This is a genomic window from Synechococcus sp. CBW1002 (genome assembly GCF_015840915.1).
Taxonomy (GTDB): domain Bacteria; phylum Cyanobacteriota; class Cyanobacteriia; order PCC-6307; family Cyanobiaceae; genus CBW1002.
In genome coordinates, this window is sequence record NZ_CP060398.1 from 2,732,961 (window position 1) to 2,746,896 (window position 13,936).

The window sequence follows — 13,936 nt, forward strand, 5'->3', positions numbered from 1 at the left end:
CCACCAGCGCGGGCCTGACCCTGCTCATGGCGGACCTTCTCCAGTTTGGGGTGGTGTCTTTCACAAGACCTGTCGGTCCGTGCGGTGGGGCAACCAGCCGGGAAGTCCCGTGACCTCATAGGAGTCCGACGTTCCCGTCCCGTCAATGGCCTGTCCGTCTGCCCGGTTGGTTGCACCCCCTCCCGTCCCCAGCAGTCATGAGCGCAGCGACAGCACATGCCCCCGAGATCAGCACTGGCCACGATGTGGTGGTCGGCATTGACACCCACAAACTCACGCACATGGCGGTGGCCCTGGGCGCCAATGGCGGCTGGCTGGGCAGCCTCAAGCTGGATGCCAAACGCAGTGGCTACCAGGAGCTGATCCGCTGGGCCGCAGCATTCGGCTCCAACCCGGTATTCGCCGTGGAGGGAACCGGTTGCTACGGCGCCGGGCTCTGCCGCGCCCTGCAGGCCGCAGGGATGGCAGTGGTAGAAGTGAACCGGCCGGATCGCTCCACGCGGCGGCGCATCGGTAAGGACGACACCATCGATGCGGAGGCCGCAGCACGGGCCTGTATCGCCGGAACGGCCAGCGTCATCCCCAAGGCGGGCGACGCTTTGGTGGAGATGATCCGCATGCTCAAGGTGGCCAAGGATTCGGCCACCGCGAACCGCACCGCAGCCCTCAATCAGCTGCACGCCATCGTGGTGACGGCGCCGGCAGCGTTGCGGGAACGGCTGCAGCGGCTCAAGAGAAAGGAGCTGCTCGAAAGCTGCACAGGCCTGCGTTCTGGCGAGATCACCACCCCTCAGGCGGCCGCCAAGATGACCCTGCGCATCCTGGCGCGCCGCATCCAGCAGCTGGATGAGGAGCTCAAGGAAACCGTCACGCAGCTGGATCGACTGACCATGCAGCTGTGCCCCGAGCTGCGGAACACCTACGGCGTGGGTGTGGACATCAGTGCCACCCTCGTTGTGGCAGTTGGCGACAACCAGGAACGGATGAAATCCGAGGCGTCATTCGCTGCCCTCTGTGGCGTCAATCCACTGCCCGCCAGTTCGGGCAAGGTGGTGCGGCACCGGCTGAACCGCAGCGGCAACCGCCAGGCCAACTGCGCCCTGCACCGCATCGTGATCTGCCGGCTGCAGCGGCATCAGCAGACCCGGGAGTACGTCGAACGACGCACGGCAGAAGGACGCTCGATGAAGGAGATCATCCGCTGCCTCAAGCGGTTCGTCGCCCGCGAGGTGTTCGGCATCCTGCGCGGCGGTCCCGCCGTTCGCACCGCAACGGCCTGATCGCCAGCAGGATTGCTCCAGTAGCCCAGGCTCCTGGCAGATCCGTTGCCTGCCGTGGGGCGGCAGGCAACGGATCTGCCAGAACGAGAGCCGGCCGGTGGTTCACTCCTCCACGGGGATCAGCACGTCGAGCACCTCGGACAGCAACGCCTGGCCAGGCTTCTCCGGCACGACCAGCACGACGGCTTTGGCCTCGCTCACGTCGCTGTCGTCGGCCATGGCCTCGCCATCGGCCTCCCAGGTCTCCAGTGCCGCATCCAGCCAGCGGGCCTTTGTCTCCAGGAAGGCGATGGCATCGTCGGGGCTCCAGCGGGCATCGTTGCCGCGACAGGGATAGCGCTGCAGGAGCTCGAGGATGCCGATCTCCTGCAGCTCCGGAGTGGCGGAGGGATCGCGCACGAGCACGGTGTCGGGATCGGTGGCGTTGTCGATCAGCTTCTGGTTGTCGCTGCGATCGTCGCCATCCTCCAGCTCCTGCCAATCCAAGAGATTCAGCGCCCTCTCCTGCACGGCCTGCACATCGACCACAGGAACCTGCCGTGCGGCGCTCCCTTGGCTGGGATCGTCGGCCAGGTGCAGCAAGCCATCAGCCGCTCTGCAGATCTGCTGCAGCGACAGCGATGAACCCAGGGCGGCCATCACACACTCAGCCAGCTCATCGAGGGAGAGATCAGGACCGTCCTCTGCCCTACGGACCTGGTCGATGGCCTCCCACAGCAGCAGCTCGCTGGAGGTGGTGACGGGTTCCACGGCGTGGCCAGCGCTGGTTCACGGCCATCGTGGCTGAGCTGGTCAGCACTGCCACCTCGATGGCGCTCAGCCGGAGCGTCCGGGGGCTTGACAGTCCATAGGAGTGTCTTGTGTTTGGAGGCATTGGCCTTCACCTTGGTGCCATCCAGCGCCACCTGTCCCAGGCTCACCATGCCGGCCTTCTGGCACAGGCGCAGGATCTGCACAAACAGCTCCTCCAGGGCTCCAAGATGGCGGCGGCGGAAGTCGCTGATGCGGCTGTGGTCCGGCTGCTGGTTGCCGGTCAGCACCCGGAAAGCCGCATCCTCATGGCAGGCCCGCTCGATCTTGCGAGACGAGGCCATGCCGATGCAGTAGGCATACAGCAACAGCAGCGTCAGCATCCTGGGGTCATACCCCTTCTCACCGCGGGCATCCTTCTGCCGGGCGGGAGACATGATCAGCGCAAAGTCCAGTTCCTCCACCAGCTCCAGCAGGAAGAACACCAGGTGATCGCTCGGCAGCCAGTCGATTGGCGACGGCGGCATCAAGCTGGTCTGTCCCGGAGTCCAGGGCCGGAAGGTCTTGGGCTTGCTCATACCCCATCTTATCGGCCAGATCCATTGCAGCCAATGAGATCTGGGCAGATTCAGGGGCGTCTGTGGAGCATGCGGGCGGTGATCTATGCGCGACAGGCTCCTAGCCGGGCCTGCGGTTTGCTGTATATTCAATCCATGGCTGCCTTCGGGAGGTCAAGGGTCAGACGGCTGGTGTTAATCAGGTCGGCCCATTATGCAAATGATGCATAGTTGCGTCATTCGCATAAGTTTTTGCGTTATCTTTGTCTCTCCAACTCTGAAATTCAGTGGTGCTGCTGCTGGTCACGGGAGTGCGCCAGTTCCGGCGGATGGAGCAGCGATTTGCGGATGTGATCTGACTGCACCATCAACTGGACTTCATGACATGGCCCGCCGTCAGGCCCTCGCTGACCTTCTTTCACGACCTCGATTGGCCATCCCCCATGGCCCAGGCGCCGCCGCTGTCCATCGCAAGGCAGAACTGCCTTACAGTTAGGCCAAGGACACTCTTTCGCCATGGCGACCCGTCAGGCTTCATCTCGTGGTGCATCACTCACGGTCACCAGCAAGGGCCAGGTGACCTTGCGCAAGGAGCTACTCGCCCATCTCGGCGTTGAGCCCGGCCAGCGGATTGATGTGGAGGTGCTGCCCGGTGGGCGATTGGAGCTCCATGCCGAACAGGCGACCGGCACGATCGATGGTTTTATCGGTCTGCTGGCTGGGCGCAGCAGCCATCGGGCCAGCTTGCGGGAGCTCCAGGACGCCATGACGGCTGGTTGGGCTGGCCGGTGAAGATCACGGCCGATACCAACGTCCTGGTACGCGCGCTGGTGCAGGACGATCCAGACCAAGCCAGTGCCGCGAGCGCCCTGCTGGAGCGGGCGGAATTGGTGGCGATCCCCCTCCCTGTGCTGTGCGAATTGGTGTGGGTGCTGCGGCGGATGTATCGCTTCAGCACCTGCGACTGCATCGGCGCCATCGAAGCGCTGCTGGCCAGCGAAAGTGTGCGGACTGATCGCCCAGCTGTGCGTGCCGGGATGCAGCTTATGGCGGCCGGCGGCGACTTTGCCGATGGCGTGATCGCTTACGGCGGACGCCAGCTGGGCGGCCAGCAGCTCGTCACGTTTGACCGAGACGCAGCACGGCTCCTGGCAGCAGCCGGTGAGCCGGTGCTTCTTCTTTGATCTCTTTCGTTGTGGTGATCCGGCAGGTCTCGATCTCAACCGGGGTGGCAGCCGGGCTCGGGTGTTCGACGGTCTGGATCGAACCCGTGTTTGTGTTCACCGGCACGCTGCTGAGCCTGGTGCTCGCCGGCACGGCTGTGGGCGGCTCAGCGGTTCTGCTGCTGCTGGTGTGGATGGTGGACCGGCTGGCGATGCCGATCCTGATCGAGCGCATGAGTGCCTGATTGCCTTAACATGAACAATTCATCGTGGCTGCCCGAAACCATCCAGAACTCCCCGCAGAGCGAGCCACAGAGCGGATAGCGGTGTTCATGACACCTACAGAAAAGGCTGTCTACGCCCACGACAGCGCCCATGCCGACACCCGTGCACTCGCTGAAGAGGAAGCACTGGAAGCCGCTCTGAAGCAGCTGGAACTCAGCACCAGCCGCACAGAACGGATCCTGGATGCGGCCTTGGCTGAAGTGCGAGCTGCTTTGAGCCCACAGGCCGCGTGATTCGCCCGGAAGCCTTGCTCGACGTCCAGGCGCCGGACGATCTGAACGCCAGGCTTGCCGTCACCCCTCCCGCTGTCATCCAAGGGCCAACTGGTCATTCCGGCACGGTTGCGGCTTCTGTTGGGGCTCCAGCCCGGCGACCGGCTGGCGTTGAGCCTGGAGCAGATGGACCCGGCGCTGTACGCCAAGCCATGAGCTTGCCCGTGGCGTTCGACACCAGGGTCTGCTGGCCATTCGCCATCTCCATCTGGAGCAGGAAGAGCTCGTGAAACGAGGCACCTCGCTCGCAGCGAGGACTGTGGGGCGAGGAGACCTTCATGGCGCGGACTCGATACCCCGTGACGCTGGATGGCGACGCTCTTTTGCGTGACGCCCTCGCAGACGACGAGACGTTCTGAAGTGGCGACTGCTCTCTGGCACTTGCAGCGGGCCGGCCGGGTGCTCCCCTGACCTGTTGACCATGCCATGACCATCCTGGTGACCGGCGGAGCCGGCTACATCGGCAGCCACACGGTGCGGGCCTTGCAACGGCAAGGCTTCTCCGTGGTGGTGCTCGACAACCTGGTGTACGGCCATGCCGACATCGTTGAGATCCTGGGGGTTCCCCTGGTGCAGGGCCAGGTGGGCGATCGGCCTCTGCTGGACCAGCTCCTGAGCGGAGACCATCCGGCCTGTGCTGGCGAGCCGATGGAGGCGGTGCTGCACTTTGCCGCTTACGCCTATGTGGGCGAGAGCGTGGCGGATCCGGCCAGGTATTACCGCAACAACCTGGGCGATTCACTCACTTTGCTGGAGGCTCTGCTGGCGGAGGGTCAGCGCCGTGGTGAGGCGCCGGTGCCGATTGTTTTTTCGAGCACCTGTGCCACCTACGGCATCCCGCAGCCCGACCAGATCCCGATTCGGGAGAGTTGCCCGCAGCGGCCGATCAACCCCTATGGCCGCAGCAAGCAGATGGTGGAGCAGCTGCTGGCGGATTTCGGCGAGGCCTACGGGCTGCCGAGCGTGATCTTCCGTTATTTCAATGCCGCCGGCGCCGATCCGGCCGGTGATCTGGGCGAAGACCATACGCCCGAAACCCACTTGATCCCGCTGGTGCTGGATGCGATCAGCGGCCGCCTCGCTGAGCTGCAGATCTATGGAGACGACTACCCCACCCCGGATGGCACCTGCATCCGTGATTACATCCATGTGTGTGATCTCGCCGATGCCCACGTTCTGGGGCTGCAACGGCTTCTGGCAGACAAGGGGCGGCACATCTACAACCTGGGCACTGGCACGGGTGCCTCGGTGCAGCAGGTGATTGATGCCGCGAAGGCCACCACCCAGCGGGGGCTGCTGACCCAGGTGGCACCACGCCGCCCCGGCGATCCACCTGTGCTGGTGGCGTCAGCTGAAAAAGCACAGATCGAGCTGGGCTGGCGGCCTCGCTATCCCGAACTCTCCACAATCCTCGCCCATGCCTGGGCCTGGCATCAGCATCGCGTCTGGCCGAAGTGCGTGCAGCACTGAAACACCGGCAGGCATGAGCGTTACGGATCGGGCTGGCTCCGCTATCGTGATCCACTCCACGGTTGTCTCATCCATAACGTTGAGATCATGGTGATCGCCGGTATCCCCCGCGAAGACATCCGCCATACCAGGGCTGTGCAGGACTGGCTTGCCGAGGGCCGCCAGGAGGGCCTGCAGGAAGGTGAAGTCCGAGGCGAAGCCAAGGTGACCCTCCGCCTCCTCAACCGCCGCTGCGGCCGCCTCACTGGCGCCACCACCGCCCTGATCCCGGCCAAGCCCCAGGAGCAACTGAAAGCCCTGGCGGACTCCCTGCTCAACTTACAGGGCCCGGCCGACCTGGCCGCCTGGCTGGCCGCAAACGCCGCAGCCGCGAACTGACACCAAACCTCAAGGCCATCACCCTCCAGCCCCCCGGCCCCCCAGCCCGAACAAAGCGCTGAGCCGCCGCCTGCCGGCGAGCGCCTTGCCCCACCGGCTCCCGCACGGGCTGCAGCCCCCTGGCATCTGCACGCCCCCTTGCCCGTTCTGCATGCCCCCTCCACGTCCGGTGACCTCGATCTGCTGCCTGGGTGCGGGGTATGTGGGCGGCCCGACGATGGCGGTGATCGCCGATCGCTGCCCCGAGATCCAGGTGACGGTGGTGGATCTCAACGCCGAGCGGATTGCGGCGTGGAACGATCCCGATCTGGCCCAGCCGACATGGTGATCATCTCGGTGAACACCCCCAGCAACCGGGGACACACGATCGTGGTGGAGAAGAGCACCCTGCTTGTGCGCACCGCCGCGGTGATCCAGCAGATCCTGTGGTCGGCAGATAGTGCTGGCGCAGCCGACGACCAGCCGGCTCGCTCCTTCTCGGTGCTCTCCAACCCCGAATTTCTGGCAGAGGGCACGGCGATTGCCGATCTGGAGGCCCCGGATCGGGTGCTGATCGGCGGCGACGACCCCCAGGCGATCGCGGCCCTGGCGGCCATCGACGGCCAGTGGGTGTCGGGCGAGCGCATCCTCACCACCAACCTGTGGAGCAGTGAGCTGAGCAAGCTCACCGCCAATGCCTTCCTGGCGCACCGAAAGAGCTCCCTCCCAGCTCGATCAACGGCATTGCCGCCTTCTGCGAGGCCACCGGCGCCGATGTGCGTGAGGTGGCCGCGGGCGATCGGTGCCGACAGCCGCAACTCGCTGCGCGAGAAGCCTGCGGCTACGGTGGCAAATTTCTGCAGGCGGGGCCGGGCTTTGGCGGCAGCTGCTTCCAGAAGGACATCCTCAACCTGGTGGTCCTCTGCCGCTTTCCATGCGCCTATCGAGCAGGGCGGCCAGTTGCTGGCGGTAGCGCTAATGGGTGCAGCTCCGAGCGGCTGGGGCGAACCCGGATTGGCTTCCCCCTGAGCCGCCAGGCTCCCCAGCCCGAACCAAACGCTCAGCCTCCTGCCGCCAACGAGGCTCCACAGGCACCAGCCCTCTCACGGGCTGCAGCCCCACCCCCAAGCCGCAGCTACCTTGCCGCCAGCCAGCGCTGGCAACCTTGAACACCGACCGCTGGTATTACCGCGTCTTCCAAGGCGCCCCCGACCTGATCCGCGCACTCCTGCCTGGCTCGGTCGCCAACGCCAACACGCTGGGCTTCGACCCCTCAGCCCCCGGCGACAGCCTCTACCGATTTGAAGCCCTCGAGATCAAAGAGCTGAGCCATCGCCTCGACGGCGTGCTCTGGCCCCGCCCAACCACCGGCTGCGCCGACACCGGCAGCCCGGACTTTCCGGTGGTGCTGCTGGAGGTGCAGATGCACCCGGATCCAGGCTTCCACCACCGCCTGGCAGCGCAGACCTACCGCTTCCTGCAGCAGCACCCCCGGGTGGAGCACTGGGTCGTGCTCGTGATCACGCCCCACAACCGCCTCAACCTGGGCCCGAGCCAAGCCCTGCAGCTGTTTCTGCAGCAGGTGGCGTGGATCAACCTGGAGGAGCTGAGCCAGCAGCCCAACCTCGATCCCCTGCTCAACCTGCTCACCCTGCCCGTGCGCCCAGAGAGCGAGCTGGCGGCGAGCAGTCAGCAGATCCTGGCCAGCCGCCCGGATCTGGACCAGGTTGTGCTGCCTATGCTGATTCAACGATTTCCGCAGCTGAGCGAGGAGCAGATCATGGTGATCGCCGGCATCCCCCGCGAAGAAATCCGCCACAGCAGGGCCGTTCAGGAGTGGCTCGCCGAGGGCCGCCAGGAAGGCCGCCAGGAAGGTCGCCAGGAAGGCCGCCAGGAAGGGGAAGCTGCAGTCACCCTCCGCCTCCTCAACCGCCGCTGCGGCCCGCTGAGCGAGGCCACCACCGCCCAGATCCAGGCCCTGCCGCTGGAGCAGCTGGAAGCCCTGGCCGACGCCCTGCTCGACTTCCAGGGCCCAGCCGATCTGGCCGCCTGGCTGGTCGCCAATGGCGCAGCCGCGACATGACACCACAGGCCAAGGCCATCACTCCCCAGCCCCGCTGCCCCGGCCGCGGGGCTTCTTGTTGCCGCGAGACCACACCACATCTGGTGTCTCCAACCCCGAAATCCGTAAGCCTCTTGAAGGGGCTTCCCCCTGAGCCGCCAGGATCCCCAGCCCGAACGACGCTCTGAGCCACCGCCCGCCGGCGAGCGCCCGGCCCCACCAGCTCCCGCACGGGCTGCAGCCCCCTGGCGTCTGCGCCCCCCCTGCCCTTCCTTCTATGCCCCCTCCACCCCCGGCCACCAAGCTTTGCTGCAACTCGCTTCGCGAGAAGCCTTCGGCTACGGCGCCGGCTATGTGGGCGGGCCCACGATGGCGGTGATCGCCGATCGCTGCCCCGAGATCCAGGTGACGGTGGTGGATCTCAACGCCGAGCGGATTGCGGCCTGGAACGATGCCGATCTGAGCCGGCTGCCGGTGTATGAGCCGGGGCTGGATGCTCCAGCCGACATGGTGTTCATCTCGGTGAACACCCCCACCAAAACCAAGGGCCAGGGCGCCGGCCAGGCCAGTGATCTCAGGTGGGTGGAAGCCAGCGCCCGCACCGTGGCTAAAGCGGCGCAGGGTCACACGATCGTGGTGGAGAAGAGCACCCTGCCGGTGCGCACGGCGGCGGTGATCCAGGAGATCCTGGGGTCGGCGGAGGGCGGCAAGACCTTCTCGGTGCTCTCCAACCCCGAGTTCCTGGCAGAGGGCACCGCCATCCCCGATCTGGAGGCCCCGGATCGGGTGCTGATCGGCGGCGACGACCCCCAGGCGATCGCCGCCCTGGCGGCCATCTACGGCCAGTGGGTGCCGGGCGAGCGCATCCTCACCACCAACCTCTGGAGCAGTGAGCTGAGCAAGCTCACCGCCAACGCCTTCCTGGCCCAGCGCATCAGTTCGATCAACGGCATTGCCGCCTTCTGTGAGGCCACCGGGGCGGATGTGCAGGAGGTAGCCCGCGCCATCGGGGCCGACAGCCGCAACTCGCTTCGCGAGAAGCCTGCGGCTACGGCAGAAGTTTCTGCAGGCGGGGCCGGGCTTTGGCGGCAGCTGCTTCCAGAAGGACATCCTCAACCTGGTGTACCTCTGTCGGCATTACGGCCTGGAGGAGGTGGCGGTCTACTGGGAGCAGGTGGTGACCCTCAACCACTGGCAGCAGCAGCGCAACCGCTCCGCGGAAGCCAAGGGCTACGCCCGGCTGGTGATCACCAGGCTGTTCGGGACGGTGAGCGGCAAGCGCAACCGCTTCGCGGAAGCCAAGGGCTACGCCCGGCTGGTGATCACCAGGCTGTTCGGGACGGTGAGCGGCAAGCGCATCGGCGTGCTCGGGTTTGCCTTCAAGGCCGATACCAACGACACGCGCGAATCGCCGGCGATCCGCATCTGCAAGGACCTGCTGGAGGAAGGCGCGATCCTGCAGATCCTCGATCCCAAGGTGAGCGAGCAGCAGATGGCGCAGGATCTCGGCCAGCCCTCCGGGGCTGGTGAGGGCAGCTGGCAGTGTGCCCGCGATGTGCTGGAGGCGGCCCGGGGCGCCGTAGCCGCAGGCTTCCGCGCAGCGGTTGCCCTGCTGCTGCTCACCGAATGGCAGCAGTTCGCCGGGATCGACTGGCCGGCGGTGGCGGCGGTGATGCGGCGGCCGGCCTGGCTGTTTGATGCCCGCGCCAAGGCGGATGCGGCTGCAGCACGGGCGGCGGGGCTGCAGGTGTGGCGCGTGGGGGAGGGCTGAACGATGCCCGCTTCCCTCACCCGCAACCTGATCACCGGCGGGGCCGGTTTCGTGGGCTCCCACCTGGTGGACCGGCTGATGGCGGCCGGCGAGGAGGTGATCTGCCTCGACAACTATTTCACCGGCCGCAAGCAGAACATCAGCCAGTGGATCGGCCATCCCCGCTTTGAGCTGATCCGCCACGACGTGACCGATCCGATTCGCCTGGAGGCGGTGATGCACGACATCACGGCGCTGCTGGCAATGGCGCGGCGCCAACCCCAGCCCGAAACTTGCTGAGACTTTGAATCCGCCCTGCGTTCCGAGGCACCGTGAGATCAACGAGATCCTGGCCAAGAACATTCTTCGCGACCTCAAACCCTGAGCTCGCACCCCTGCCGCTCGGGCAACTGGAAGCCCTGGCCGCCAACCCAACAGCCATTGGAGGAGCAAGCCGGGTCAGCTGACCGGCAGGGGGCCGTACCCCCGCTTGTCCAAGCCACCGGGTCGGCCCCGCAAAGCCCTGCACTCCGGCGCATGGAAAAGCGCTTTGCCGACGTGATCTGACTGAAAAGTGCAGGTGCGATGCATGCAGCCTGCTAGCTCCCCCATCGTGGCCACACTCCAGATCCGCGACCTGGCCGATCCCCTGCACCACCAGCTGCAACTGAGGGCACGCCGGCAGCACCGCAGCCTCAGCCAGCAGGCCCTCAGTGACCTGCAACAGGCCTGCGGCGGCGATCCCTGCGAGCGACGCCGCCATGCCCTCGTCGACCTTCAGGCTCTGGCAGACGAGCAGGGCAAGCGGCCCTTGGATCCCTCTCCGGAGGAGTTGATTCGCCAGGACCGTTGCCGCTGAGATGGCCAGCCTCGTGTTGATTGCCTGAACGCTGATCTGGTGCTCTCGCCTGAGGTGATGCTCACCGAGGTGGCCAAGACGCTGTGGCGGCTGTAACGGGTTGGCCAGCTGGCGACCGATGGCCTGCAGCATCGCCTCAGCCGAGCCACAGAGCTGGTGGACGTGTCGAACCCGACCGGCACCTGAAGGTGGAAGCACTGGCCCTGGCCGGGCGAGAAGCGGCCGTTCTGCTGACTGCGGATCAAGACAACCCCCTGAAGCCAACGCCTGAGCCCTGCCCTTGTGGCTCCTGCGAGCCCGCAGTTCCCATGAGGCGTGGCAGCAGACTGATCTGAGCCAATCGTTCTGGCAACGGGCTGCTGAGCTCGGCGGCATGGAAGAGCTGCATCGTCTTGATGCGATTGAGCACCTGCAACTGCACCTCTAGCCGTCAGCCCTGGAGCCCGTGGTGGCGCTCTCGGAGGCCACGATGGCGCTACGTGCCCATGAGCAGACGCCACACCCCGGGCAGGAGCTCACACCTAAAGCACCACCTTCTGGCTGGCGGCAACCAGCTGGTGGGCCTGTGCTGCGATCATCCTGTTGTTGATCCCATCGGCGATCCCATGACTCCTCGCAGCAACGAATGATGAGCGACAGCTGCGTTGCCCGCCACCGGGATGACTACTGGGCCACGGCTGCTACGCATCACTAGCGCCATGCGGGTGAGCAGGATGAGCATGGTGTGTCGCTGGCGCAGGTGCTTGAACAGGCAGAGCAGATCCTCGGCATTGATCCGAGCCGGCTGCATGAGGGCGATTCGCTGCACTTGCCGCTGTCCGACGAATCCTTCGAGTGGGTGGTGGAAACCGGGGTGCTGCATCACATCCGCGATCGGAAGCGTGCTGTGGCGGAGATGGCGCGGGTGGCCCGCCATGGCATGTTGATTTCGGATACACACACGGTCGTTGGGAGCACTGCAAGGTGCGCAAGCTGAAAACAATCATCAAGAAACTCGGCTGCTGGGATCTGTTCATCTGGCTGCAGACGAAAGAAAGATGAGCATGTACGGCAAAGGCGGCGAGACATATTATAGGTTCTTTTCTCTTGATGCTCTTTCGTTGTTGCAGTGCAAAAACGGTCTGGCACATGTGATATATACTCAGAGATGTGGTGAAGCAAATCTACTTGGCGCCGTGAGCTATTTGGCTGTCTTGGTTCGCAGACATGATGCGCCGACCCCCATAGCATGAACATCTCTCCTGCGTTGGCGCAAAAGCTGCAGACCCTGCGTGTGCTGTGGGCGGCGCTGAGCAATCGCCGCCGCCGCCAGCTTTTGGGTCTGCAGGTGCTCAGCCTGCTTGCGGCGGCTGGGGAGGTGGCAAACCTGGGGGCCCTCCTACCCTTCCTACGTCTGCTGGCTAACCCGAAGAAGGGCCTGAAGGCGTTAGGGCCTCTTGCGATGCCTCTACGCAATCTGCCGGAGCACCACCTGCTGCTGGCTATGGGCTTGAGCTTCATGGCGGCAGTGGTGGTGACCTCTCTGCTGCGTGCCCTCACGATTCAGCTGCAGCTGAAACTGGCAGCCTTGATTGCGGCCGATCTCGGGGATCAGGTTTTTGCGTCCGCCCTGAGCCGCCCCTTGGCCTGGCACCTGCGGCACAACAGCAGTTCGGTGCTCTCCAATCTCACCAAGGATGTGGATCAGGCTTACGGCAGCATCCAGGCCATCTTGGTGGGGGTGGTGAACCTGGCAATTGTGCTGGTTCTTGGGAGTGCTCTGATCGCCTTGGCGCCTCAGTTGATGTTTCTGATCGGTGTGCTGCTTGCTGGCTTTTATGTGTTCGTATTTCGTTTCACTCGGGCTACATTACGCTCAGATGGAGAGCGCTTCACCCGGAGCTATCAGGCCAGCCTACAGGTAGCACAGGAGGCGCTTGGTGGTATTCGCGATATTCTACTAGATTCTAGCCATCCTTATTTTTTGGGGGCTTACCATCGTGCCAACCTTGCTTACCGGATGGCAGGCGTATCAGTTAATGTAAAGGCGCAATTGCCCCGGTTCATGATCGAGGGATTTGCGGTGATCCTGATTGTGGGACTTTCGATGGGGCTTGCACTCAGCGGCCAGGGCATAGAACGGCAATTGCCCTTGCTAGGCACCCTTGCTCTTGGGGCCTATCGGCTCTTGCAACCTCTCCAGCAATGTTTTTCCTCACTGAGCATTTTTCAAGCCAACCAAGCCTCCATCCTCATACTGCAGCCTTTTTTGCAGCCCCTTGGTTTGAGTTCTCCTGCCCCGGGCACTATTTCTTCACCGAGGATTAAGGGCCTTCCTCGACCGTCGATTCCTCTCCTGCAGCTCGCCCAAGTGAGTTTTCGCTACACCCCTGACGGGCCATGGGTGCTTCGTGATCTGCAGCTGGAGATCCGGGCAGGGGAACGGCTGGCTTTTGTAGGCAGCACTGGGAGCGGCAAGAGCACCACGGCCGATTTGATATTAGGCCTTCTAGCCCCTACCCACGGGCAAGTGCTGGTGGAGGGGCTGGAGCTACACAGCACAGCAGGCCTGCTGGACAGCTGGAAAAGCCGGGTAGCCCATGTGCCCCAGCACATCTACTTAAGCGATGCGAGCTTCGCGGCCAACATCGCCTTCGGGATACCAGAAAGGGAGATCGATCTCCAGCGGGTACGACAGGCAGCCAACCAGGCCCAAATCGCTTCTCTGATCGAAGAGAGCGCTGAGGGCTATTCAACTATTGTTGGGGAGCAAGGTGTGCGGCTAAGCGGTGGGCAGCGGCAGCGCATCGGCATAGCCCGTGCGCTCTACAAGCAGGCTGAACTACTTGTCTTAGATGAAGCTACAAGCGCCCTTGACAACCGGACAGAATCTGAGGTGATGGCAGCAGTGGAGTGCCTAGAACATTCAATAACGGTGATTATGATCGCCCATCGCTTAAGCACCGTGAAGCGGTGTGACAGAATAGTTGTTTTGCAAAAAGGTGTCATCGCTGACATCGGTAAATATGGTAATCTTTGTCAAGATAGCAACATTTTTCGTGCTTTTGCGATGCCCGAAACTTAAAATAACTTAATTCTAAATCAAATTTACTTTGATTTCCAGCTTCTAAAAATGAACAAACTAGCTTACC

Annotated in this window: 16 protein-coding genes and 3 pseudogenes; 17 read left to right on the forward strand and 2 right to left on the reverse strand. The window is 64.1% G+C overall.

All coding sequences use genetic code 11. The features are described 5' to 3' along the window. Window positions 1-197: 197 nt before the first annotated feature. Window positions 198-1,280, forward strand: a complete 1,083-nt coding sequence (locus H8F24_RS13545; RefSeq protein ID WP_197169769.1) for an IS110 family transposase — start codon at window positions 198-200, stop codon at window positions 1,278-1,280. Window positions 1,281-1,382: 102 nt separating this feature from the next. On the opposite strand, the gene H8F24_RS13550 is transcribed toward H8F24_RS13545, so the two are convergent. Next, window positions 1,383-1,919, reverse strand: a complete 537-nt coding sequence (locus H8F24_RS13550; RefSeq protein ID WP_197169768.1) for a hypothetical protein — start codon at window positions 1,917-1,919, stop codon at window positions 1,383-1,385. Next, window positions 1,919-2,557, reverse strand: coding sequence for a transposase (locus H8F24_RS13555; protein WP_197169955.1), 639 nt, complete (start codon window positions 2,555-2,557; stop codon window positions 1,919-1,921). The genes H8F24_RS13550 and H8F24_RS13555 overlap by 1 nt, the downstream gene beginning before the upstream one ends. Before the next feature lie 606 nt (window positions 2,558-3,163). On the opposite strand from H8F24_RS13555, the gene H8F24_RS13560 reads away from it, so the two are divergent. The 16 genes and pseudogenes from H8F24_RS13560 to H8F24_RS13630 all read left to right on the forward strand — a co-directional run bounded on the left by H8F24_RS13560 (window position 3,164) and on the right by H8F24_RS13630 (window position 13,869). Next, on the forward strand, window positions 3,164-3,379 hold the full coding sequence (locus H8F24_RS13560; protein ID WP_231597833.1) for an AbrB/MazE/SpoVT family DNA-binding domain-containing protein: 216 nt from the start codon (window positions 3,164-3,166) through the stop codon (window positions 3,377-3,379). Continuing rightward, window positions 3,376-3,771: a type II toxin-antitoxin system VapC family toxin gene (locus tag H8F24_RS13565; RefSeq protein WP_197169957.1), complete on the forward strand. Its 396-nt coding sequence runs from the start codon at window positions 3,376-3,378 to the stop codon at window positions 3,769-3,771. Before H8F24_RS13560 ends, H8F24_RS13565 begins: the two co-directional genes overlap by 4 nt. Further along, window positions 3,768-3,995, forward strand: a complete 228-nt coding sequence (locus H8F24_RS13570) for a hypothetical protein (RefSeq protein ID WP_197169958.1) — start codon at window positions 3,768-3,770, stop codon at window positions 3,993-3,995. Before H8F24_RS13565 ends, H8F24_RS13570 begins: the two co-directional genes overlap by 4 nt. An 87-nt stretch (window positions 3,996-4,082) precedes the next feature. Beyond that, on the forward strand, window positions 4,083-4,268 hold the full coding sequence (locus H8F24_RS13575; protein WP_197169959.1) for a hypothetical protein: 186 nt from the start codon (window positions 4,083-4,085) through the stop codon (window positions 4,266-4,268). A gap of 54 nt (window positions 4,269-4,322) precedes the next feature. Then, window positions 4,323-4,463 carry an AbrB/MazE/SpoVT family DNA-binding domain-containing protein gene (locus H8F24_RS13580; RefSeq protein WP_197169960.1) on the forward strand — a complete coding sequence of 47 codons (141 nt, stop codon included), beginning with the start codon at window positions 4,323-4,325 and terminating at the stop codon, window positions 4,461-4,463. A gap of 270 nt (window positions 4,464-4,733) precedes the next feature. Then, entirely contained in the window at window positions 4,734-5,777 is a 1,044-nt protein-coding gene (gene galE / locus H8F24_RS13585; protein WP_197169961.1) for a UDP-glucose 4-epimerase GalE, read from the forward strand. Window positions 5,778-5,864: 87 nt separating this feature from the next. Continuing rightward, window positions 5,865-6,155 (forward strand): DUF4351 domain-containing protein, encoded by a 291-nt coding sequence (locus tag H8F24_RS13590; RefSeq protein WP_197169962.1) that lies wholly within the window; start codon window positions 5,865-5,867, stop codon window positions 6,153-6,155. A gap of 151 nt (window positions 6,156-6,306) precedes the next feature. Beyond that, window positions 6,307-7,063 (forward strand): annotated as a pseudogene (locus H8F24_RS13595) (nucleotide sugar dehydrogenase); the annotation flags it as partial. Between the two features lie 236 nt (window positions 7,064-7,299). Continuing rightward, on the forward strand, window positions 7,300-8,217 hold the full coding sequence (locus tag H8F24_RS13600; protein ID WP_197169963.1) for a DUF2887 domain-containing protein: 918 nt from the start codon (window positions 7,300-7,302) through the stop codon (window positions 8,215-8,217). Window positions 8,218-8,565: 348 nt separating this feature from the next. After that, window positions 8,566-9,967: pseudogene (locus H8F24_RS13605) on the forward strand (UDP binding domain-containing protein). Between the two features lie 3 nt (window positions 9,968-9,970). Further along, window positions 9,971-10,177 (forward strand): annotated as a pseudogene (locus H8F24_RS13610) (GDP-mannose 4,6-dehydratase); the annotation flags it as partial. Window positions 10,178-10,559: 382 nt separating this feature from the next. After that, on the forward strand, window positions 10,560-10,805 hold the full coding sequence (locus tag H8F24_RS13615; protein WP_197169964.1) for a hypothetical protein: 246 nt from the start codon (window positions 10,560-10,562) through the stop codon (window positions 10,803-10,805). A gap of 280 nt (window positions 10,806-11,085) precedes the next feature. Beyond that, on the forward strand, window positions 11,086-11,232 hold the full coding sequence (locus H8F24_RS19560; protein WP_231597834.1) for a hypothetical protein: 147 nt from the start codon (window positions 11,086-11,088) through the stop codon (window positions 11,230-11,232). Between the two features lie 297 nt (window positions 11,233-11,529). Further along, on the forward strand, window positions 11,530-11,781 hold the full coding sequence (locus H8F24_RS13620; RefSeq protein WP_197169965.1) for a class I SAM-dependent methyltransferase: 252 nt from the start codon (window positions 11,530-11,532) through the stop codon (window positions 11,779-11,781). Further along, window positions 11,753-12,037: a hypothetical protein gene (locus H8F24_RS13625; RefSeq protein ID WP_197169966.1), complete on the forward strand. Its 285-nt coding sequence runs from the start codon at window positions 11,753-11,755 to the stop codon at window positions 12,035-12,037. The genes H8F24_RS13620 and H8F24_RS13625 overlap by 29 nt, the downstream gene beginning before the upstream one ends. Next, window positions 12,034-13,869 (forward strand): ABC transporter ATP-binding protein, encoded by a 1,836-nt coding sequence (locus H8F24_RS13630; protein WP_197169967.1) that lies wholly within the window; start codon window positions 12,034-12,036, stop codon window positions 13,867-13,869. The genes H8F24_RS13625 and H8F24_RS13630 overlap by 4 nt, the downstream gene beginning before the upstream one ends. Window positions 13,870-13,936 lie beyond the last annotated feature (67 nt).

Coding starts and splice junctions, on each gene's coding strand:
- H8F24_RS13555 (WP_197169955.1), bottom strand. CDS start 2,557: ATGCCGCCGTCGCCAATCGACTGGCTGCCGAGCGATCACCTGGTGTTC.
- H8F24_RS13575 (WP_197169959.1), top strand. CDS start 4,083: ATGACACCTACAGAAAAGGCTGTCTACGCCCACGACAGCGCCCATGCC.
- galE (WP_197169961.1), top strand. CDS start 4,734: ATGACCATCCTGGTGACCGGCGGAGCCGGCTACATCGGCAGCCACACG.
- H8F24_RS13590 (WP_197169962.1), top strand. CDS start 5,865: ATGGTGATCGCCGGTATCCCCCGCGAAGACATCCGCCATACCAGGGCT.
- H8F24_RS13545 (WP_197169769.1), top strand. CDS start 198: ATGAGCGCAGCGACAGCACATGCCCCCGAGATCAGCACTGGCCACGAT.
- H8F24_RS13550 (WP_197169768.1), bottom strand. CDS start 1,919: ATGGCCGCCCTGGGTTCATCGCTGTCGCTGCAGCAGATCTGCAGAGCG.
- H8F24_RS13630 (WP_197169967.1), top strand. CDS start 12,034: ATGAACATCTCTCCTGCGTTGGCGCAAAAGCTGCAGACCCTGCGTGTG.